General features: G+C 35.9%; 17 protein-coding genes and 1 pseudogene. 11 read left to right on the top strand and 7 right to left on the bottom strand.

Translation table 11 applies throughout. From position 1 onward, the window contains the following. Positions 1-61: 61 nt before the first annotated feature. From MKZ18_RS20670 to MKZ18_RS20660, 3 genes are all read left to right on the top strand, one after another. Positions 62-1,954 carry an ATP-dependent nuclease gene (locus MKZ18_RS20670; RefSeq protein ID WP_340841835.1) on the top strand — a complete coding sequence of 631 codons (1,893 nt, stop codon included), beginning with the start codon at positions 62-64 and terminating at the stop codon, positions 1,952-1,954. Next, positions 1,935-3,764 (top strand): UvrD-helicase domain-containing protein, encoded by a 1,830-nt coding sequence (locus MKZ18_RS20665; RefSeq protein WP_340841837.1) that lies wholly within the window; start codon positions 1,935-1,937, stop codon positions 3,762-3,764. The genes MKZ18_RS20670 and MKZ18_RS20665 overlap by 20 nt, the downstream gene beginning before the upstream one ends. A 66-nt stretch (positions 3,765-3,830) precedes the next feature. Continuing rightward, positions 3,831-4,442, top strand: a complete 612-nt coding sequence (locus MKZ18_RS20660) for a hypothetical protein (RefSeq protein ID WP_340841839.1) — start codon at positions 3,831-3,833, stop codon at positions 4,440-4,442. Between the two features lie 161 nt (positions 4,443-4,603). Here the strand turns inward: MKZ18_RS20660 and MKZ18_RS20655 are convergent, their stop codons facing one another. Further along, positions 4,604-6,046 carry a hypothetical protein gene (locus MKZ18_RS20655; RefSeq protein WP_340841841.1) on the bottom strand — a complete coding sequence of 481 codons (1,443 nt, stop codon included), beginning with the start codon at positions 6,044-6,046 and terminating at the stop codon, positions 4,604-4,606. 918 nt (positions 6,047-6,964) lie between these two features. On the opposite strand from MKZ18_RS20655, the gene istA reads away from it, so the two are divergent. Then, positions 6,965-8,227 carry an IS21 family transposase gene (istA, locus tag MKZ18_RS20650; protein ID WP_251385950.1) on the top strand — a complete coding sequence of 421 codons (1,263 nt, stop codon included), beginning with the start codon at positions 6,965-6,967 and terminating at the stop codon, positions 8,225-8,227. Continuing rightward, a complete protein-coding gene (gene istB, locus MKZ18_RS20645) occupies positions 8,224-8,988 on the top strand; it encodes an IS21-like element helper ATPase IstB (protein WP_000980839.1) in 765 nt (254 codons plus the stop codon). Before istA ends, istB begins: the two co-directional genes overlap by 4 nt. Before the next feature lie 19 nt (positions 8,989-9,007). Here the strand turns inward: istB and MKZ18_RS20640 are convergent, their stop codons facing one another. Genes MKZ18_RS20640 through MKZ18_RS20630 form a run of 3 tightly spaced genes read right to left on the bottom strand, consistent with a single transcriptional unit; the run spans position 9,008 to position 12,603 of the window. Then, complete coding sequence (locus tag MKZ18_RS20640) at positions 9,008-10,003, bottom strand: Ger(x)C family spore germination protein (RefSeq protein ID WP_341344598.1); 996 nt, start codon at positions 10,001-10,003, stop codon at positions 9,008-9,010. Then, a complete protein-coding gene (locus MKZ18_RS20635) occupies positions 9,990-11,129 on the bottom strand; it encodes a GerAB/ArcD/ProY family transporter (RefSeq protein WP_225002279.1) in 1,140 nt (379 codons plus the stop codon). The genes MKZ18_RS20640 and MKZ18_RS20635 overlap by 14 nt, the downstream gene beginning before the upstream one ends. A 4-nt stretch (positions 11,130-11,133) precedes the next feature. Then, positions 11,134-12,603, bottom strand: coding sequence for a spore germination protein (locus MKZ18_RS20630; protein ID WP_341344597.1), 1,470 nt, complete (start codon positions 12,601-12,603; stop codon positions 11,134-11,136). Between the two features lie 236 nt (positions 12,604-12,839). Between MKZ18_RS20630 and MKZ18_RS20625 the strand changes: the two are divergent. Beyond that, positions 12,840-13,119 (top strand): annotated as a pseudogene (locus MKZ18_RS20625) (DUF4317 family protein); the annotation flags it as partial. A 305-nt stretch (positions 13,120-13,424) separates the two neighbouring features. On the opposite strand, the gene MKZ18_RS20620 reads toward MKZ18_RS20625, so the two are convergent. Further along, complete coding sequence (locus MKZ18_RS20620; RefSeq protein ID WP_225002281.1) at positions 13,425-14,597, bottom strand: MFS transporter; 1,173 nt, start codon at positions 14,595-14,597, stop codon at positions 13,425-13,427. An 81-nt stretch (positions 14,598-14,678) separates the two neighbouring features. Between MKZ18_RS20620 and yeiL the strand changes: the two genes are divergently transcribed. From yeiL to MKZ18_RS20595, 5 genes are all read left to right on the top strand, one after another. Beyond that, complete coding sequence (gene yeiL, locus MKZ18_RS20615) at positions 14,679-15,356, top strand: transcriptional regulator YeiL (RefSeq protein WP_062687016.1); 678 nt, start codon at positions 14,679-14,681, stop codon at positions 15,354-15,356. A gap of 141 nt (positions 15,357-15,497) precedes the next feature. Beyond that, positions 15,498-16,247, top strand: a complete 750-nt coding sequence (locus tag MKZ18_RS20610; RefSeq protein ID WP_225002282.1) for a methionine ABC transporter ATP-binding protein — start codon at positions 15,498-15,500, stop codon at positions 16,245-16,247. Then, complete coding sequence (locus tag MKZ18_RS20605; RefSeq protein WP_062687018.1) at positions 16,240-16,902, top strand: methionine ABC transporter permease; 663 nt, start codon at positions 16,240-16,242, stop codon at positions 16,900-16,902. The genes MKZ18_RS20610 and MKZ18_RS20605 overlap by 8 nt, the downstream gene beginning before the upstream one ends. Before the next feature lie 15 nt (positions 16,903-16,917). Further along, positions 16,918-17,748, top strand: coding sequence for a MetQ/NlpA family ABC transporter substrate-binding protein (locus tag MKZ18_RS20600; RefSeq protein WP_061786064.1), 831 nt, complete (start codon positions 16,918-16,920; stop codon positions 17,746-17,748). Between the two features lie 44 nt (positions 17,749-17,792). Then, entirely contained in the window at positions 17,793-18,005 is a 213-nt protein-coding gene (locus MKZ18_RS20595; protein WP_235932381.1) for a hypothetical protein, read from the top strand. A 65-nt stretch (positions 18,006-18,070) separates the two neighbouring features. Here the strand turns inward: MKZ18_RS20595 and ahpF are convergent, their stop codons facing one another. Both ahpF and ahpC read right to left on the bottom strand, forming a co-directional pair. Next, positions 18,071-19,600: an alkyl hydroperoxide reductase subunit F gene (gene ahpF / locus MKZ18_RS20590; protein ID WP_318757801.1), complete on the bottom strand. Its 1,530-nt coding sequence runs from the start codon at positions 19,598-19,600 to the stop codon at positions 18,071-18,073. Between the two features lie 13 nt (positions 19,601-19,613). Continuing rightward, positions 19,614-20,177, bottom strand: a complete 564-nt coding sequence (gene ahpC / locus MKZ18_RS20585) for an alkyl hydroperoxide reductase subunit C (protein ID WP_025910435.1) — start codon at positions 20,175-20,177, stop codon at positions 19,614-19,616. Positions 20,178-20,623: the final 446 nt, after the last annotated feature.

Here is a 20,623-nt window from a genome sequence, read left to right as displayed (position 1 = left end):
ATTGTGGGTTTAAAGTAAAGGCTTTTATAGCAATATTACATGAGAAATAAGGAGGAGTATAGTGTACATATCAAAACTAATTATCGATGGTTTTCGGTGTTTTAACGAAAAAACAGAAATACCGTTAAATAAAGGTCTCACAGTAATTATAGGGGAAAATGGTAGTGGGAAATCTGCAATCGTTGATGCAATCCGATTAATTCTGAATGATGATGAGTTTGGCAGATCAATGGTCTCTGGAGGAGACTTTTGGCACTCATTTGGTAATGAAGGAAATAATGAATCTAGTGCAGGATTTCAAATAGATATAGAGTTTTCTGGAATGAAATCTATTGAACAAGTTGCATATTTACCTTGGTTAAAAACGGAGGATTTAAGTACAGCAACTTTACACTTAAAAGTACAGAATAAAACAACTCAAAATAAACACTACAAAAAAGAGATATGGGGCGGAAATTCATCTAGTAGTAGTTTTGAGTGGGATACATATAAATCTATTAAATGTACATATTTACCGCCATTAAGAGATGCAGAGCATCGTCTTAGGGACGTAAGGGGATCTAGATTATCCCGGTTAATTACAAAAATAGACCCAGAAAATACTGCAAAGGAACGTTTAGTTGATACGGTTAAGCAAAACAATCAACAACTGTTAAAAGATGAATTAATTGTAAAAGCAAAAACTAACATTAAATCACGTTTAGTAGAGGCATTCGGAGAAAATCTCGCTCAAGATATCAGTATTTCATTTTCAGATACGCGATTTGAAAGAATTATTGAGAATCTAAAGTTATTGTTTTATCCATTCTTGGATGATAGCACGTCAATAGATAGTTATAGAGAACTGTCTGAGAATAGTCTGGGCTATAACAATTTATTATATTTGGCAACAGTTCTTGCTGAATTAGAAGACGTAAATAAACAAGAGATATCTAATGAAATCTTACTTATAGAGGAACCTGAAGCTCACCTTCATCCGCAACTTCAGACAAAACTTCTTGAATATATTCAGAAACAAGCAGAGATTAAAGGGATTCAAGTCATAGTTACTACACATTCCCCTACAATAGCTGCTTCAATAGATCTTGATAATATGCTTGTTGTTAATAAAAATGAATTAAATAAAAGCCCGGTTATAGTACCCTTAAGGAATGTAGAACTAAAACCAAAGCAACAGTTCTTTTTACAGAGATGGATGGATATTACTAAATCAACTTTACTTTTTGCAAGGGGTATAATTCTAGTTGAAGGGATTGCAGAGGCACTGGTTGTTCCGGAGTTAGCAAAAAGGGTTTTACACAAAAAATTAGACTCAAAAGATAAAATTTCAGAGTACTCATTAGAAGAGTATAGTGTTTCAATAATAAATATGGGAGGCATATATTTTGATTCATTCTTTCAGTTATTTATAAATGCAGAAAAAAGTGGAGAAGGAATCCCTATTAGATGTGCTGGAATTACAGACTGTGATCCTGTAAAGGATTCGACCCCTTTTTATGAAAACCAATGTGATTGCAATAATTCAGCCTTAAAGCTACAAACAAATATAAATAAAAGTGAGTATTGCCGTTTATTTAGTAATTTGAAAACCTTTGAGTATGATCTAGCTCTACACGAGAAAAACTTTTCTATAATGTCCAATATCCTTCTTGATATCATAGAAACTGAAGGGTCTATAAAAAAACAAATTAAGGAGAATATGAAACTATTTCCAAGTGCCGCTGATAGTGAAAAAGCTAAAATGGCTAATTATTTATTGGACAGAATAGACGATTCTAGGATTTGCGGTAAAGGTATTTTTTCACAACAACTGGCCTATAAACTTGCAAAAGATGATATTGATTTCACTGTACCTAAATATATTGAAAATGCAATTTTATGGGCATGTAAACTTGAAGCAAAGGGAGTGAATACAGCTGGTAAATCAAGTACTGTTGAAAAAACAAACGAATAAAATTGATTTGATACAATCCGTTTTAAAACATAAAGATATACTAAATACTTCATCACAACAAGCTGATTTTGTATTACAACCATTAAACTATGGTTGTTTCCTTAGTGCCTGTCCGGGTAGTGGTAAAACTCATTCTGTTAGTCTAAAATTTGCCTATGAAATAAACAATTGGATTTCTAAAGCCAGTGGTATAGCAGTTTTATCTTTTACAAATAATGCTGCGGATGAAATAAAGAATAGAGCAAATTACTATCTTGAAGAAAAGTCTGTTGGTTACCCTCACTTTGTCGGAACGATTGATAGTTGGATACATGCATATGTTTTCCATCCATTTGCTAAAGAAGTTACCGGTTTTATTGGGCAAAACAATGACTACACTCATAAACTAATTCAAGAAGGAAATAATGGTCCGTGGATGAAAAATTATAGTTATAAAAGTGTTTCAATATTAGATTATACATTTGATAAAAATGATGAATTATTGCCTACCAATGACAAAGTAAAGATTGACAATAATGCATATACAATTAATACATTATTAGAAAAAAAATTAAAGTTTGCTAAGGATGGCTTCGTTACTTATTCAGATATAGAATACTGGTCGTATAAGCTATTACAAAAGAGAAGGGATATATTGCATTTGATTGCAAAAAGATTCCCATTTATTATTATCGATGAATGTCAAGATTTATCAGAGATTCAACTTGAAATTTTTGAGCTTTTAAAACAGGCAGGCGTTTCAATCCACTTAGTAGGAGATTTAGACCAATCAATATATGAATTTAGGAACGTATTTCCTGAAAATGTAAGAGAAAAAGTTATAACATGGGGTTTACGGGAATTAGAATTAAGTACTAATTATAGAAGTGTGCAACAAATATGTGATGTGATTACCAAGCTATCTAAAAAACAACAAATAATTGGTACTAAATCAAGTCTCAATAAAAGCTGTTTGTTTTGGGTTTATGACAAAAATGAAGATATGCATAAAATCAGAGATGCTTTTATCAATTTATTAAAAATGAGAAATATAAATATCGAGGATGCAACAGTAATTGCTAGAGGTTCTTCATTGGTAAATAAACTAAAAGGCTATGAGGAAAATAATAACTTAAACAAGGTTAAGAATAGTATTACATATAAGATAGCTTCTGCAATGGCACACTGGCAAGTTAGTAATGTTTTAGATAAACAATATGCTTTACAAACATTTGGAAATGTATTGGTTGATTTGGTTTATGAAGGGAAAGGAATTAAGAGAGAGAATATTAAGACACCTTATGCTTATCAACCAATGGAATGGCGTTTAATACTTAAAAACTTTCTTGATAGGCTTGTTGATTCTAGTGACTTCATGAAAAACGGTGTCGAAGAGCAGACATGGAAAGATTGGATTAAAAATGTCTTAAAGACCGAGTTTAAACTATTTATGAGTGAACTTAAAGAAGTTCAAATTACTTTCGAAAAAGTATCTGCAAGATTGAGATCTCCTAATAAACTTACTGAGACTCCAATTTGTAAAAGACTTTTGGCAAGAAAAGCAAGTTCTAATTCCAAGATAAAAGTGGATACGATTCACGGTGTAAAAGGCGAATCTTATAAGGCTGTTCTATTTGTTTCGTCAGTTTCAAAAAACTCTGATGGAGGTCATTTTGAGCAGTGGCTTCAGCAGGGAACAGAAGCAAATAGATTTGCATTTGTAGCATGTTCAAGGCCACAAGAACTATTGGTGCTAGCTATTCCTAAGAATAATAAAGAAATACTCGATCTTGGCTTTTATCATGATCAGTTGGAGGAATATTACTCATAAAATTAAGAAAGTTACTAAAAGGTATGGTGGATTATTTAATAGCTGTATAAGTCTTAGGTAATGAGAATGGAAGTATTTTCATCAATATATAGTGTTTATTTAAGAAATAAAAAGGGTTGGTGTCTTTGTAAGGTGATGGATAAAATTGACCAATTAGATTATGCGAAAACTGTCGATAAGATTATAGAATTAAATAACTTTGCAAACAAATTTTGGTCTAATAGTATTGGTTGGGCGCCTATTGAAGCAGCGAATTTATTGAGCAAGTCAAGATTAGATTGGCAGGTTTCATTATCTTACTCATTGAAAAGATGGGATATTTTACCTCAACATGGAGCAAGGGATGGTGATCTAATTTTGGCTTGGGTAAATCTTGGTGCATTGGTAGAGGGAACTTTAAAGTTATTTCTTTCTGTATATTTCAATGATTACATCGAGGATGAACTAAGGCAATTTTTTAATAAAAAAATATGGGAGTCAATAGAAACAGAGGAATTTGATGCATGGGTTTTAAAAATACAACAACGAAGAAATATTATTCATGCCTTTAAGAATAAGGATATCGGGGATTTTTCAGAATTTGTCTCTGATACAAATAAATACCTAGCCTTTCTCGTGTATCATTTAGATAGACTACCATATCCAGATTGTCCATATGGAACTAAACACCGTTTATAATACACGAAATATTTCGATTAATTCTAATTATGTATTATGCATATGGACAAGTAGCATAGCTCTTAGTTTTTTAAAAGGTAAAATGGAATACATTGAGATCCATCGACTTGATGGATCTCTGCTCATGGTATGGGTATTAAGTTGTGTTATTTAAATCTTTATTAGGAAACAATTTTTCTCAAAGTTGACACCTTTTGCTTAAAACGGGAATCATCCTTCATTTTATCAAGTGGTCCAGAAAATGATTCTATTTCCTTAATTAGTTCTGTTACTGCACTAGATGTAATCTTTATTTTAAGAACTTCTAGCAACTCTCTAAATTTACTCTGGCACAACTTGAATTGAAGACTACTAGATATTGTTTCGTCATTAAAGGATAATATTGCTATTAGGGCCTGATTAGAATCAAATTGTTTTATTAAACCTGTATAAATAGGGTCAGCATTCCATGCAGTTCCATGACCATTTGTTAAGAAAGCCTCTACTAATGTTAGAACATACTTTTTATTAACCTGTTCTGGAATTTTTGAATCACCTATTAAACGCGAAAGTTCCCTAGCAAGGGGAGGTTCACTATAAAAATTATTAGTTCCCCTATGTGCTATTAGTAAGTCATCTAAGGCTGTCTCAATTTCAGCTGCTCTCAATCCATCTGGAATATAAGATTCAGCTGAAACAATTTCTAAAAATGCTCTAGCGTTATTCTGTTCTTCCTGATCATTATTGGCTACAAACTTTCCATACTTAATACCAAAGAGGTTTTTGGTGTTTTCATCAACCAGTCCCCACAAATATGGTAATAACCGATGTATGTTCTCACGCACTTGAGTAGTAGTATCAGTTCTTGTATATATTCCGAATAATCCCTGAGCTAATGTATTGGACTGTTCTTGGGAAAAGTCCTGAAAGAAAGAAGCAATTTGCTTAGCCTCCTCTTCGCTAATTACATTTGCTTTTATATTTGTTAATAATTTTTTTATTTCTATTGTAATATTAGAGAGTGGAAGAGATATAACTTCATTTATACAGGTTTCCAGCCACGATACAATTTGTAATCCAGTTAGTTCATTCTGATTTGGATGTGCAGCACTTGCCCAATTTCTCATATACCTTATATAATCTAAATGTTTGAAGCCTAATTCGGATATCAATCCTATTTCTTTAGCACCATGAATAAGTTCACTGTCATCTATCTTGTCTAAATCAGATTCATCTTTTAAGCGTTTTCTTTTTTCTTGGCTTTTAACCGCATTATCAAAAAAGTAATTTAAATCATAATGGACAACTCTGTTTCGCAATTCATTGATTGTTTCGTCCCATAGATAATTTAAAGCTGCATCAAATAGTCCTGCGGTTACAGCTGCTACAAACTTAGATATGTATAATGAATCACTCCTAGACTCTGGGCTAAGATTAGATAGCGCATCGGGGATATTTCTATACACATTAATTCGCTGTGGAACTGGAACAAGAACTGAGTCAGAAGGTAATCCACTTTCTTGCAAATATGTTATTAATCCCTTTTCAAACTTAAATAGATCCAGACTAGTATCTTGTTGTTCTGTCAAATTTCCTGAAGTGGTGGTTGAAATTTCATTATTCATTTCTTTATCCTCCCTTTAGTTAGTTTTATAGATTAAAATCGTAATCAGTATTTATTATAACAATCTAATAAATGTATTCAGACATTCGAGTATATACAAAATTTTACCATAGTTATCGTATTACGTAAGTAAAATGTAATATAAAACGCTCAGTTTATTCCTGAGCGTTTCGTTTAACTCCTATATATGCTATTTATTGATCACAAGGTAAAATACATCACAAAAAGGCTGGTAGTCTATACATTTTTGCCTCTTAAATCACCACGGTGAACCGTACCATAAGTAAAGAAATGTTTTTATAAGCTTTATAATATGAATAACACCTATTTATATAATTGGATTTTTTAACCAGATTCAATTGAGAGTATTTTACTCATCTAAAAAGACAGATTTACTTAAATGCTCTCTAGCAACAATTAGGCTCATCGATTATTGGTAGCAAACAAACGGTAAAAGAAAAGCCGCAGACATTTTTGGAGCAAAGCCAGGCGGATGTGATGAAATTATGGTCATTTCCCAAATTTTCGACCACAACGCTTGCTTGTGTTATTGTATAATTATGACAGATATCACACAAAGCGATAGATTGTAAACAAAATGCCCTAGAATCGTTAGATTCTAGGGCATTTTGTTTACGTTATGAGTTATCCGATAGGAAAAATTAAAGGTTTTACCTTTTTGAATTTGCATCGATCAAAGGGTCGATATTAATATTGTATTTTATTTTAATGTCCATCTTCTCAAACATTTCAATCCATTTTTTTTCTTCCATTGGTTTTGAGAATGGTCTTTTTGTTTGTATGCCAAGCTGTAATTGTAATCAACGATTGTAAAATACCCAATAACAACGGTTTTAAATTCCCCAAAAATAACAGATAATCGTTTCGAAACAAACATCAAAGATGGAGTGAAGAAACGGTGCTGAAGATTGGGGAGTTTTTTATGATTAGAGAGTTATTTCAGAAAGGGTGGACGAAAACAGCCATTGCAGAAGCAACAGGCTTCGATCGTAAAACGATCAGCAAATATCTAAAAAGCAATCAGTTGCCGGAACGTAAGGCAAGCGAGCAGCAGAAAGAGAGTAAGCTCGAACCCTATAAGTCCTACATCCTTCAACGAGTCAAAGAAGGAACAACCAACTGTGTCGTACTGTTAGAGGAAATTCAAACGATGGGTTACGAGGGGAAGATGACAATTTTAAGAGACTTTGTTCGTCCTCTTCGTCAACAGCCAAAGAAACAGGCAACCTTACGGTTTGAAACACCACCAGGGAAACAAGCCCAAGTGGATTGGGCGTACGTGGGAAAATACTTAGTGAATGGCAATCTGCAAGACATTTATGCATTTGTGATGATATTAGGTTATTCCCGAATGAAGTACGTAGAGTTTACAACCAACATGAATCTCGAAACCCTCATGAAGTGTCATATGAATGCTTTTTCTTACTTTAATGGGGTACCAGAACAAATTCTCTATGATAATATGAAAACCGTTGTAATCAAGCATAGTCCTGTAGAGATTCGTTTCAATCGCAAGTTTGAGGATTTCTTAGCCTACTATGGGATTGTGCCAAAAGCCTGTCGTCCTAAACGTCCGCAAACAAAGGGGAAAGTAGAAAGAACCATTAAGTATTTGAAAGATAACTTCTTTCAGCGAAAACACGAACCAACTTTACATGCATTAAATGAAGCCGTACGTACATGGTTGGATCAGATAGCTAACAAGAAAACCAATCAGACTACTAATGAGTCACCATTTCAACGATTTGAGCAGGAACAGAAGTTCCTGCAGATATGGGGAGTGAAGCCTCTGTTTCCCACTTCACATTGGGAAACCAGAGAAGTCAGTCGGGACTGTGTGGTGTCGTACCGCGGAAAAAGGTATTCAGTTCCTTACCGTTACGCTGGACAAATGGTTAAGATTAAAGAAACACTCGATCATCATTTAGAGATTTACGATGAACGTGAATGTATCGCAAAGCATCCGGTTCTTACAGGAAAAGCAACTACTCATATCCGAATGGAACACTATGATGGGCTACATACAAAAGAAAAAGGGCAGAAAGCGAAGAACGTTGAAGATTTGGCGACCGACGGTCTTCACTCTCATACCCCATCTCCAAATGTGGAAAAACGCCCTCTCGCTGCTTACGCAGCACTGGAAGAAGGTGAGTCTGTATGATGAACGAACTCTTATTGGAGCGTTTAAAGAAGCTCGGCTGGCATCATACAGCCAACCAACTTGATAGTTTACTAGAAGACGCTTCTAAGGATAATGTATCATATTCTGAGTTTCTTCACACTATCGTTTTGCATGAAACGGAGCAACAAGATTCTGATCAACTAGAAAAGCGAATGAAACGGGCAAAGCTGCCTTACACCAAAACGATTCATGATTTTGACTTTACATTTCAACCAAGTCTGAGCGAGAAAAGGGTCAAGGAAACCTTAACATGTCGCTTTATTGCCAATGGGGAAAATCGCATATTACTGGGTCCTCCGGGTGTAGGAAAAACTCATTTAGCCGTCTCCTTTGCGATTGAAGCGATTACCCAAGGATATACAGCCCTATTTTTGTCGGCCGACGACTTAGTGGCTCAGTGCCGCAAGGCCAATGATAAAGGGACACTCCAGCGACTCGTAAATCGTTGGAGTCGTCCAGACGTGTTAATTGTAGATGAAGTAGGTTATTTTCCTTTTGATGAACTAACCGCCAATGTTTTCTTCCAGGTTGTTTCAAAGCGATACGAACAAGGAGCAATGATTTTAACATCTAATAAATCGTACCTTGAATGGGGAAAAGTTTTTGGTGACGATGTATTGGCAACGGCTATCTTGGATCGCCTCTTACATCATGCGATTACATTTAACATCAAGGGTGACTCCTACCGTTTGCGAGAAAAGAAAAAAGCAGGAATTTATCCTGCCCAAACAACGATTTAGCCGTTCATAATGGGGAATTTCATTTCGTTGAAATTGGGGAAATTTGAATCGTTGTTGACAGTAATGGATCCACTTTCAATTCTTGCATCTTTTTAACTAGTTCATGTGTTTGTTTTTCAAGATGGGTTTCGATATCTTTTTTCATATTTTCTAACTGCTGTGGGTCAAATAATTGCTTCTCTCCCCGGTATTCCTCAATCCTAGTGTCTATATTCACGGTATAGGTCATTGTAGAATAACTGCTATCGATATCTACTATTACTTTAGATCTAACATGACCCAGTACAATTTCAAATTTTTGAATCGGTAAAACAACTAAGTAGTGATCGTTGTTTATCAGCTGGAAGATACGATCATCTAAAGATGAAATAGTTTCAACTAGCTTGTCATCTTTAAACAAGGCTGTACCTTCATAGTTGACCCCATCCTCTTTTATTTTGAATACAGGCAAAAAAGGATCTGAATAAGGAGTATAGAGCAAATGTTTAAATTGATGAAGATTAACGACAGTTAATTCTCCTTGGTTTTTTTTCTCATAATGCTTCAGCATTCGGTAAAACGAGTAATCAAAGTTTTCATCTTTGTCCAATTGACTTTCCAAGTATTCATCAAAATTTCCTTTTACGATTACTAAATAGATTCTCGGAGAAATATCCGGATCAGTCAATAATACATTTATAATGGACATAATTCCCTCTTTTGCAAGTTCATCACTAACTACCAGCATCCGCATTTGTCCGAATTTAATTTCCTGGTTGAAGTTTAAGTTGTACTTCTGTACTCCCTCCTTTAATAAGCTGACTTCTTGCGACATAACAAACTTATTTTCTTTACTTAGAGGAGGCATAATTGTACTGACTTTTAATTTCCCTTTATCCCCCTTACTAATTGACAAAAAGGTAACGGGGGAAATTTCTTCAATAAGGTTGTTTTCGGTAACAGGGGCACAGCCAGATAACCAAAAAGTCATAAAAAGGAGTATCAATATTTTACATATCTTTTTATGTAGACGCATGTTTTTTAACCGCCTCTTTTTTCATTACTAAAACTAAAACAATAACAAGTGGAACAAGAAAATAGCTTATGCTTCCAGCTATAATTTGAAGATTAAGTAAAAAGTTCTGCTTCTCCCAAGACTTCCAAAATAATTCATTCACAAGAACCATTCCAATAAAAATAAGGAATACACTGAATAACAAACCTTTACCACTGGTCGGCTTGCTCATTTTACCAAAAGCTATTTTAGATGCTCCATAAAACAATAATAGAAATAGAGAAACTGCAAAAACTAGGTTAAATAATAGAAAGGAAAGCATCATTATATCAATTCGTTCAAACACTGGGTTTTGTAAATAACGGCCCATATTAATAATTGGATATTGAGTTTTACTTAAAAAATTGGAACCGAAATAAAATAAGGATGCTATAAATAGGAATACATACTCTACAACGGTGAGAGCGTTTCCGTAAGACAAATAGCGAAATGTTTTATTGTTTGTTTTAAGCCATGGTCCCAAAAATACCAGAAATTCCGGACCAGAATAGGAAGACAAAATTAAAAAAACGGCTTTCCAATTTTCTACTTTCCACTCCATTGGAATAAGTGGATACAAATCACTGAGTTGAGCTATTGGAGGGAAGACGAAAAAAACGAAAAATGTGAACATCCAAAATGTACAGAAAAAAGAAATCAACACAAAACGAATGGTATGTTCAACGCCCCTACCTGCGACATAAAAACATAACAACAAAATAAAAAAGACAAGAAAATTTGTATCTGTTGATGGAAGTATAAATGTTTGAACAATTTCGCTGAATCCTAACGTTATGACGGAAAGTTTAAGTAGAATAAAGAACAACCCGATGAAAGAGAGAAAACGTACCAATTTTTTCCCAAACAATTGGACAAATCCATTATATCCATTGCTAGATAAACGGGTTAAAAGCCACTTCGATAAAAGAAGAAGGTTTAGTTGGGATAATATCCCGACAGCTATAAGCACCCAAATCATATATGGATTGATCAAGATATTTGGCATAATCAGATAAAAGTATAGCATTTGGAGGCGATTTACCAACAACATGGCATAGAACCCATTATAGGTTTCATTCTTTTTAAATAATTGGTGGGTTTCCATCATCAAGTCATCTCCTAGTTTTATCTCTCTTCTGTTTTAGAGGTTTAAGATGCTCTGGACGCTCCAACATTTTGACTAATGGCCCTCGAATGAATAAGTCAATCCAATCCTTACCGAAAAAAGGGGAAACTGGTGAAAAATAGGGTTGCTTGATTGAAGACAAGCTATTAAGATGAGCCAAAATAGCAATGCTTCCTAGTGCAATCCCAATTATCCCAAGTAAAGAAGAAAAAACAAGAAGCATCAATTGAATTAATGAATTTGCTTTTGTCATAAGGTAGTTGGGAATAAGAAAGGAAGCGATCGTCGAGATTCCAACCAGGACAATTAATACTTTGCTAGCGAATCCAGCCTCAACAGCCGCTTGACCAATCACAATACCACCAATAACCCCAAGTGTTTGACCTGTTTTTGTAGGCATCCTTAAACTTGCTTCTTTTATGATTTCAATAAAAATTAACATGATAAATGCTTCCCAAAAAGGAGTGAAAGGAAGCTTGCTCCTTGAGTCGACCAAGACCATAAGCATTTGTAGAGGAATCATTTGATAGTGATGAGTTGTCAACGCCACATAGAAAGGAATCAATATGATTGACAGAATAAAACAGAGATAACGGATGATGCGCAAAAAACTGGCAACTACCCATCGATTAATATAGTCCTCGGGTGATTGGAACAAATGGAAAAAAGTAATGGGTGCAACAAGAGCAAATGGTGTATTGTCTACCAGAAGGGTGATCTTTCCTAATCCCAGAGAATAAGCAACTACATCAGGCCGGTCAGTTTGCTGAAACTGAGGGAAAATACTGTTTTGATGGTCCTCCATGAATGCCGCAACTTGAGAGGAGTCAAAGAAGAGATCAAAATTAATTTCAGAAATCTTCTCTTTGACTGTTGAAACAAAATCTGGATTAGTCAGCCCCTCTATGTACATTAAAACAACACTTGTCTCACTCATAGAACCGACAGTAAACTTCTCTGTTTTCAGTTCATTTATGGGGAGTCGTCTTCGAATAAGCGTAATATTTTGTTCTACTTGTTCACTAAAGCTGTCTTTTGCTCCGAACATGATGGTTTCTGTTTCGGACGTTTCAATGGCACGTCCAATAGGATTTTTTAATGGCACAGCTAACCAAAGGTTTTGCGAAGAATCAAATAACAAAATGGACCCTGAAAACAACTGTTTTTTTGCCTCTATAAAAATAGAAATGGGAATAATTGACGAATTCATAATGCAATCTTGAATAGACGGTTTGGAACAATTAGTTAAAGGTTTTATAATGCTTTCATTTAATTTTTCTTCGTCAATGAGAGTTCGTATGTAAACAAGATGAATTTTTCGAATATCGGAAATGTCAATTTCCACAAATTCTGCATCATCCATTTGAACGAGGCTTTTTTTCAGAGCTTCTATCGATAATTCAGATTCAGCTATTGATTGAGCAGCAAGCTTACTTTCAATCTGTTTTTTTTCCAAAACATGTACATCTCACCCCTCTTATTGAGAAAAAACATTTCTATTCGTACTTAAAAACTCCATATTCGTACACATTATTAGCAATTTAATTTTAAAATATACAAAACACGAATCTTACTAGCCAGGGAGTTAAAATTAGAGATGAATAACAAAGATATAGCAGAGATTCGAAAACAATTTAAGTTGGATAACGATTTACTGAAAATCGCTGACATTTATAGCGTTTATATCAAGCCAATCCCGTTATTAAACTTGTCTCTCGAATTTGTGGATTTCTGTTCCTTAGCTTTACGGACAACGCCGCAGGCATTAATCACATCCTTTATGCTGGGAGCAAAGCGAATAAACCGTATCGAAAATGTGTTGAACTGCAATGAAATCATGACTGCCGAGGAAGATAAAGCGGTGTTTGAAGAAATTATAAAAGCAATGATTGATGATGAAGTAAATTCGAATACCTTCGCCAATGTATATGATGAAATCAATAGTATGTTAGTGGTGGAAGAAGACACTGAGACATAAGTAGTTGAGCCCCTACTATACCTGAACGATTGAGAGTTTCTCACTTTTAATCGTTCAGGCTTTTTGTTGATTGTGAAAACAATGTTGGAAACAGGGTGGAATGGAGCGTAGGACACTCGGCTCATGTGGAAAACTGAGATCTCAAAGCGCAGCGAAGAAGCTCAGGTTCCTCCCCGCGGAAAGCGAGTGGCCGTAGCGCAATGGAACGAACGTGTTCAGATAACCTAAAGAGATGGGAACATCTATTGTTCGTGTCCAAAACTCAAACTCTTTTAATCAAAATTTAATTATCAAAACATCTAAGCAGACAATAAAATCTTCTTTTCCACTTCTAGCTTCCGGTACATAAGCGCAATTAACATCGCAGGTAAGCTACACGCAAGCATTCCAATGAAAGCATACCTTGGCTCAATTTCATATAAGAAGCCACCAAAAACTGTGAATACAGCCGTGCTCCAGCTGAGTGCGAAAGCTGAGTACATGCCTTGAGCTTTTGGAATATGTGTATGTGGAATGTTTGCTGTTAAGTATTTCATGAAAGCATAGTGCCCCATCGCAAATGAAAACGCATGTAGGGTTTGGGCTATACAAAAGACAATAATGTTTGGAAAAATAAATACTAACACCCATCGCAGAGAAGAGCCAGCTGCAGCTAATGCTAATAGGGTACCCGGTGAAAACCGGCTAAAGCGTTTATCTGCAATCGAAAAGAAAATAATCTCAGCAATAACGGCAATATTGATAATGACACCGATTAGATAGATCGGAGCATCGATTTCTTGTAAAAAGATATAGCCATAGTTGTAATAAGTAGCATGGGCGGCTTGAAGCAGCACCACAATAATAAGTACAACTAAGAAATGTTTGGTGCGAAATAAATCTATGATATTTACCTTTTTACCTTGGTTTATTTGTGGTTTTTTCGATAAAATATCCGGAGCACTTGTGAAGCTAAGAGCGACAAAGCAGCTAATCCCAAGCAGTAGCGCCCAAAAGATCACGTTATCTCCAAGCATTCCTGTAAATACAGTTAACAGGATACCTACAGACACAAATCCAATGGATCCCCATTGACGACTTTTTCCGTAGTGTTTCAGCTGTTTACTTTGTACAAGAACACCAGCGACGCTATCTAAAGCTGGCATTAAGGTTGGGTAAAAAATATGCAAAAAGACGGTTACGACTAGTAAGCTTGTAAACGAATTAGCTGGAATGTAACAAAGAATCCCAATCAACGTGCCAATTCCCGCAATATTTAAAAGCGCTTTATTGCTGACTCGTTCTAATAAATAAGGAAAAGCAAATAGTGTAGAAAGCCCCCTCGCCACTAAGCCAATACTCATAATAAAACTAGCTTCTGAAACGCTAATTCCTTTTGTTTGAATCATCCAGCCCGACCAATAGGGTAGAAAAATTCCCCATGTCAGAAAAAAACTAAAAAAATGTGTGCTCATCCACCGTTGTGTATTCATTCGTATCCTCCTTATCAATCGCATGATATCATGAGAATAAATATGATTACTATGAGATATCTCATAGTTTTGAGGTGGCAGATGGAAATTTACAAAGGTGAAAAAAAGCGGTTGTATCTAGAAAGGCATTCAATTGCTAATCAGTTTTCTTTTGAAATTGAAGAGTTTCTTGAGGTACGAGAGTATAAGCGCGATGAGTGGATTATCCGCGAAGGAAGGAGACCAGATTTTTTATTTTATGTGACAGAAGGAAAAGCGAAAATATACGTAACACATCAAAACGGGAAAGTATCGCTTCTTAACTTTATCAATGCGCATGATTATATCGGTGAAATGGAATTATTAAACGATGTGTACTATACAAAAGGAATTCAAGCCGCCACCAAAACAGTTTGTTTGGTGTTGCCTTTCTCCCAATGTCGCACCAGGTTGCTTGAAGACGCTAAGTTTCTTCGAGAATTAACAAAGTTTTTGAGTGTTAAAGCAACGTTAATGGCAGCTAAATACTCACAGAGCTTAGCTTTCCCTCTAGAGAACAGGCTTGCGGACTTTATTATACAGACGGCTGATAACGGAGTTTACCGAGAAAAGCACGTCATTGTTTGTGACTATCTCGGTGTTTCGTATCGCCACTTGTTGCACGTATTGACACAGTTCTGTGAGAAAGGATACCTGCAAAAAGAAGGTAGAACCTATAAAATTAAAGAGCAGTATGCTTTATATGAACTTGCCGAGGCGATTAAGAATAAAAGCATGTAAGCTCAAGCTGAATATATAGTAAAACCTCATAAAATCGCATAAAATAATGTTAAAATAAACAGCGGTGAATAATTTCTATTTTAAGTGCAGCTGTTCATAGGAATGTTCTCACCCTTCAACTAAAGAAAGGAGGGGGTTTTCATGATTAAATTAAATCGTGTAAGTAAAAGATTTGCACAGTTTCAGGCGATTAAAGAGTTATCTTTAGAGATAAATAGCGGTGAGATTCATGGAATTATTGGAGCGAGTGGAGCGGGGAAGTCAACGTTGCTTCGTCTTATGAACCTACTTGAAATTCCAGATGAGGGAGAAGTAGAAGTGAATGCTCAAATCTTAACAAAGATGAGTGGGAAGAAGCTTCGAGAAGCGAGAAAGTCGATTGGGATGATCTTTCAACACTTTAATCTAATTTCTAATAAGACAGTGTACGATAACGTAGCTGTTTCATTAGAGCTAACAAGATCTCCAAAAGAGGAACAGAAAAAGCGCGTGCTAGAATGCTTAAGCTTTGTTGGCTTAGCTGAGCTAAAAGATAAGTATCCAGCTCAGCTAAGCGGTGGCCAAAAGCAGCGTGTGGCCATTGCAAGAGCCTTGGCAAACAAGCCGCAAGTGTTACTTTGTGATGAGCCGACCTCATCTCTGGATTCTAATACTACAGCTGATCTATTAAAAGTATTAGAGGATATTAATCAGCGCTTAGGTGTGACCATCGTGATTGTCAGCCATGAGATGGAAGTCATTAAAAGCATATGCAATCGCGTCACCGTTCTCGAAAATGGATCTCTCTATCAAACGGTAACGACAAAGCCAAAAGGTGTTCAAATGAAAGAGAATCGGGCACAATATTTTGTAGATCAATTAACAGAGGGAGAGGAAATAGACAATGCTTGAAGTTTTGGCACAATATGAAACTGAAATATGGCAATCTATTGGTGAAACCTTTGTGATGGTTGGTGTTTCAATTTTAGCTGCAGTTCTCATCGGACTTCCCGTTGGTACTTTTTTATTTCTTTGTCGGAAGGGGCAATTGATTGAAAATCAACTCATATTTTCAATCTTAAACCTAATGGTAAATACAATTCGCTCGTTTCCATTTTTATTACTGGTCGTCTTCCTCATACCGTTTACTCGTTTTGTCCTCGGGACAGCAATTGGAACAGCAGCAGCAACAATTCCACTCTCGATTATTGCCATTGCGCACTACTCACGTCTTGTTGAGCAATCGCTGTTAGATGTGCCTAAAGGTGTTATTGAAGCAGCGATTTCGATGGGGGCATCTGTTCGAGAAATTATGTTTAAGTTTGTTTATGTAGAAGCACGCTCGGGTCTAATCCTTGGACTGACGACATCCATTATTAGCTTTATTTCGTATTCGACTATTATGGGAGTTGTTGGCGGAGGAGGAATTGGTGATTTCGCCATTCGGTATGGGTATCAACAATTTAAAACAGATTTAATGATGTACATGATTATTATTATGATTGTGTTGGTGCAGCTCGTACAATTTGTTGGAATGACTGTGGCCAGAGTGTTGGATAAAAGATAAATAATGGAGGAAAAAATGAAAAAACTATTCTTTTTTATGTTGGTGCTTGTTGTAGCACTAAGTGGTTGTGGCCAAGCAAACGAAACAAATGAAAATAAAGATAAGCAAGGACAAGATGGAGAAGAAGTTACGTTAAAAGTAGCCTCTTTAATACCACCAATGACAGAGATTTTAGACCTTGTAAAGCCAAAGCTAAAGGAAGAAGGCATTGACTTACAAGTAGAAGTCTTGAGTGATAACGTACAGCCCAATAGCGCGCTTGCAGCTAGAGAAGTAGATGCAAACTTCTTTCAACACGTGCCTTATATGGAAGAATTTAATCGTAATAACAACGCAGAATTAGTAGCCGTTGAGCCAATTTATTTTGCAAATTATGGCGTATATTCAAAGAACTATAAGTCAGTAGAAGAATTACCTGATGGTGCGACTGTGGCCATTGCTAATGACGTTTCTAATATTGATCGTTCTCTTTCTTTGCTTGCGCAGCATGATGTTATCAAGTTAGGTGACAAGAAAGATACGTATTATACGAAGGCGGACATTAAAGAGAATCCCAAAAACCTTAAGTTTAAAGAAGTTGATTTACTGATGCTATCGAGAATGTATGATGATGCGGATGCGGTAGTCATGACGCCAGCTTATGCCGCGCCTCTTGGTTTAACACCAAAAAGTGATGCACTTCTTACTGAAGGAGTAGACAATGATTTTGCAATTACCTTAGTAGCGCGCAAAGATAACGCTGATTCAGATGCAATTAAGAAGCTAGCTGAAGCAATGACAAGCCCAGAAGTTCGTAAATTCTTAGAAGAAAAGTACGATGAAACAGCTATTCCAGCCTTTAAATAAATAAAAAAGTCATTTGAATATTTGGGAGGGGATCTATTAAAGGTTTGGCAGCACCATTCATTTTAGCTTTTATTTTAGGTGGAATGATGGAAAATTCGCTTCGTCAATCGTTGACGATTTCAGGGGGATCCTGGAATATTTTCTTGACGAGTCCATTGGCTATGTCACTGATTGTATTAACGATCTTAGCAGTGATAGTGCCAGCATGGAGAGGGCGTTCTAAGCGTAAAAAAGAAAATACTCAAATTGAAATGTAACTATAAAAAAAGAACCCTTGTCCAAAGCAAGGGTTCTTTCAATTGGATAAATCGTTAACTTTTAATCAGTTACGGATTAGATAATCAAAAGCACCTAAAGCTGCTGTTGCACCTGAACCCATGGAGATAATAATTTGTTTATAAGCACTGTCTGTGCAGTCTCCCGCAGCGAATACGCCAGGGATGTTAGTCGCACCATGCTTATCAACAACGATTTCTCCCATACGTGTACGTTCTACATCATCGCCTAACCAATCAGTGTTTGGTACTAAGCCTATTTGAACGAATACACCTTCTAATTCAACGTGTTTTTCTTCCTCTGTCTCACGATCAATGTAAGTAATACCGTTTACTTTATCAGTTCCGGTAATTTCTTTTGTTTGAGCATTTTTCACGACAGTTACGTTTGGAAGGCTGTTTAGACGCTCTTGTAATACAGCATCGGCTTTCAGTTCAGGCATATATTCAAAAACAGTTACGTGATTTACGATACCTGCAAGGTCAATCGCTGCTTCCACGCCTGAGTTTCCACCGCCAATAACGGCTACGCGTTTACCTTCGAATAAAGGACCATCGCAGTGTGGGCAGTAAGCTACACCTTTGTTTTTGAATTCTGCTTCTCCAGGTACACCAACATTACGCCAGCGAGCACCTGTTGAAAGGATGACTGTTTTACTTTTTAAAACAGCGCCATTATCCAGCTCAAGTTCGACAAGGTCTTTTTTCTTTAAGCTACGAGCGCGTACTAAATTCATTACGTCAATGCCGTAATCTTTAACATGCTCTTCTAAGCTTGCTACGAGTTTAGGACCTTCTGTTTTCTTAACGCTAATAAAGTTTTCGATGCCCATTGTGTCCATAACTTGTCCACCAAAGCGCTCGGCTACAATACCCGTGCGAATACCTTTACGCGCTGCATAAATCGCGGCACTTGCACCAGCCGGACCGCCACCAACAACAAGTACATCGTAAGGATCTTTATCAGCAAACTCTGCTGCATCTGGGCCGCTGCCCAGTTTATTTAAAATTTCTTCGATTGTCATACGACCGCTGCCAAACTCTTCACCATTAAGGTAAACAGTTGGAACTGCCATAATATCTTTGCTTTCTACTTCTTCTTTATAAGCCGCACCGTCAATCATTGTGTGAGAGATACCATTGTTTAAGATACTCATTAAGTTTAGAGCTTGTACAACATCTGGGCAGTTATGGCAGCTTAAGCTGATATAAGACTCAAATTTGTATTCGCCCTTAATGTTCTTAATCTGGTCAATCACTTTTTGATCAACTTTTGGTGCACGTCCACTTACTTGTAATAAAGCAAGAACTAATGAAGTAAACTCATGTCCTAAAGGGACGCCGGCAAATGTTACACCTGTATCTTCACCGATACGATTTACGCTAAAGCTCGGTGTACGCTCTAATTCAGCTTTTTCAACTTTAATGCGAGATGACATTGTTGCTAGTTCATCTACTAATGAAAGCATGTCGCGAGATACTTTATCTTCTCCCGCGCTTACTTTTAGCATAATGTCACTTTCTAATAATTGAAGATACTGATCTAGCTGTGCTTTGATATTTGCATCTAATAACATGTAATCAAACTCCTTAGATTTTACCTACAAGGTCAAGTCCTGGTGTTAGTGTTTCAGAACCTTCTTGCCATTTAGCTGGGCAAACTTCACCTGGGTTTTTACGTACATATTGTGCTGCTTTAATTTTGTTAACAAGTGTGCTTGCGTCGCGGCCGATACCACCAGCGTTGATTTCAACAGTTTGGATAATGCCATCTGGATCGATGATAAATGTTCCGCGATCAGCAAGACCTTCTTCTTCGTTTAATACTTCAAAGTTACGCGAGATTTTTTGTGAAGGGTCACCAATCATAATGTATTCAATTTTGTTAATTGTTTCTGAATGGTCATGCCATGCTTTGTGTGTGAAGTGTGTATCTGTAGAAACTGAATATACTTCTACGCCTAATTCTTTTAATGCTGCGTATTGGTCTTGTAAATCACCTAATTCAGTTGGACATACGAAAGTGAAATCTGCTGGGTAGAAGCAAACTACGCTCCATTTACCTTTAAAGTTTTCTTCAGTAACCTCAAGGAATTCACCTTGTTGGTAAGCTTGTGCTACAAATGGTTTTACTTCAGTTCCGATTAATGACATATCGAAATTCCTCCTCAATAAATTATAATAATTCTAATTCAATACTCATTATTATATAAAACCTGTTGTTTTGTCAAAGGAAATATAGCAAGTTTTTTAAAAAAGTTGTCTGATCGTCTGATTTCCTTTGAAAAGCAAGGTTTTGTACAGTGTTTCTACATATATCTTATCACTCTTGTGCGTTTTTTATCTAATAATATGATTGTATAAACTGGAAATGTATAAGTGTCTTTTTTATCTAATGGAGGAAAGGAAGTATGAAAATAAAAGGTGATGATTGAGAATAATTGAAGCCCGTTACATTAGCTTCATTTTGCTGACAACAGAAAAGTATACGGTGTCATTTGAAATAGGATAAAAATGGTATTTTATTTATATTCTAATTACATTTTTTGGGTTTAAATACCTATATAAAAAAATATCTTAAGAAGAAAATGTATAAAAAT

The organism is Priestia sp. FSL W8-0001 (assembly GCF_038050335.1).
In the GTDB taxonomy this organism is placed as follows: Bacteria; Bacillota; Bacilli; order Bacillales; family Bacillaceae_H; genus Priestia; species Priestia flexa.
Note: the sequence above shows the minus strand (reverse complement) of the source record. Positions and strands in the feature narration are given on the sequence as shown.

Coding starts and splice junctions, on each gene's coding strand:
- MKZ18_RS20660 (WP_340841839.1), top strand. CDS start 3,831: ATGGAAGTATTTTCATCAATATATAGTGTTTATTTAAGAAATAAAAAG.
- MKZ18_RS20655 (WP_340841841.1), bottom strand. CDS start 6,046: ATGAATAATGAAATTTCAACCACCACTTCAGGAAATTTGACAGAACAA.
- istB (WP_000980839.1), top strand. CDS start 8,224: ATGATGAACGAACTCTTATTGGAGCGTTTAAAGAAGCTCGGCTGGCAT.
- MKZ18_RS20640 (WP_341344598.1), bottom strand. CDS start 10,003: ATGCGTCTACATAAAAAGATATGTAAAATATTGATACTCCTTTTTATG.
- MKZ18_RS20635 (WP_225002279.1), bottom strand. CDS start 11,129: ATGATGGAAACCCACCAATTATTTAAAAAGAATGAAACCTATAATGGG.
- MKZ18_RS20620 (WP_225002281.1), bottom strand. CDS start 14,597: ATGAATACACAACGGTGGATGAGCACACATTTTTTTAGTTTTTTTCTG.
- yeiL (WP_062687016.1), top strand. CDS start 14,679: ATGGAAATTTACAAAGGTGAAAAAAAGCGGTTGTATCTAGAAAGGCAT.
- MKZ18_RS20610 (WP_225002282.1), top strand. CDS start 15,498: ATGATTAAATTAAATCGTGTAAGTAAAAGATTTGCACAGTTTCAGGCG.
- MKZ18_RS20605 (WP_062687018.1), top strand. CDS start 16,240: ATGCTTGAAGTTTTGGCACAATATGAAACTGAAATATGGCAATCTATT.
- MKZ18_RS20600 (WP_061786064.1), top strand. CDS start 16,918: ATGAAAAAACTATTCTTTTTTATGTTGGTGCTTGTTGTAGCACTAAGT.
- ahpF (WP_318757801.1), bottom strand. CDS start 19,600: ATGTTATTAGATGCAAATATCAAAGCACAGCTAGATCAGTATCTTCAA.
- ahpC (WP_025910435.1), bottom strand. CDS start 20,177: ATGTCATTAATCGGAACTGAAGTAAAACCATTTGTAGCACAAGCTTAC.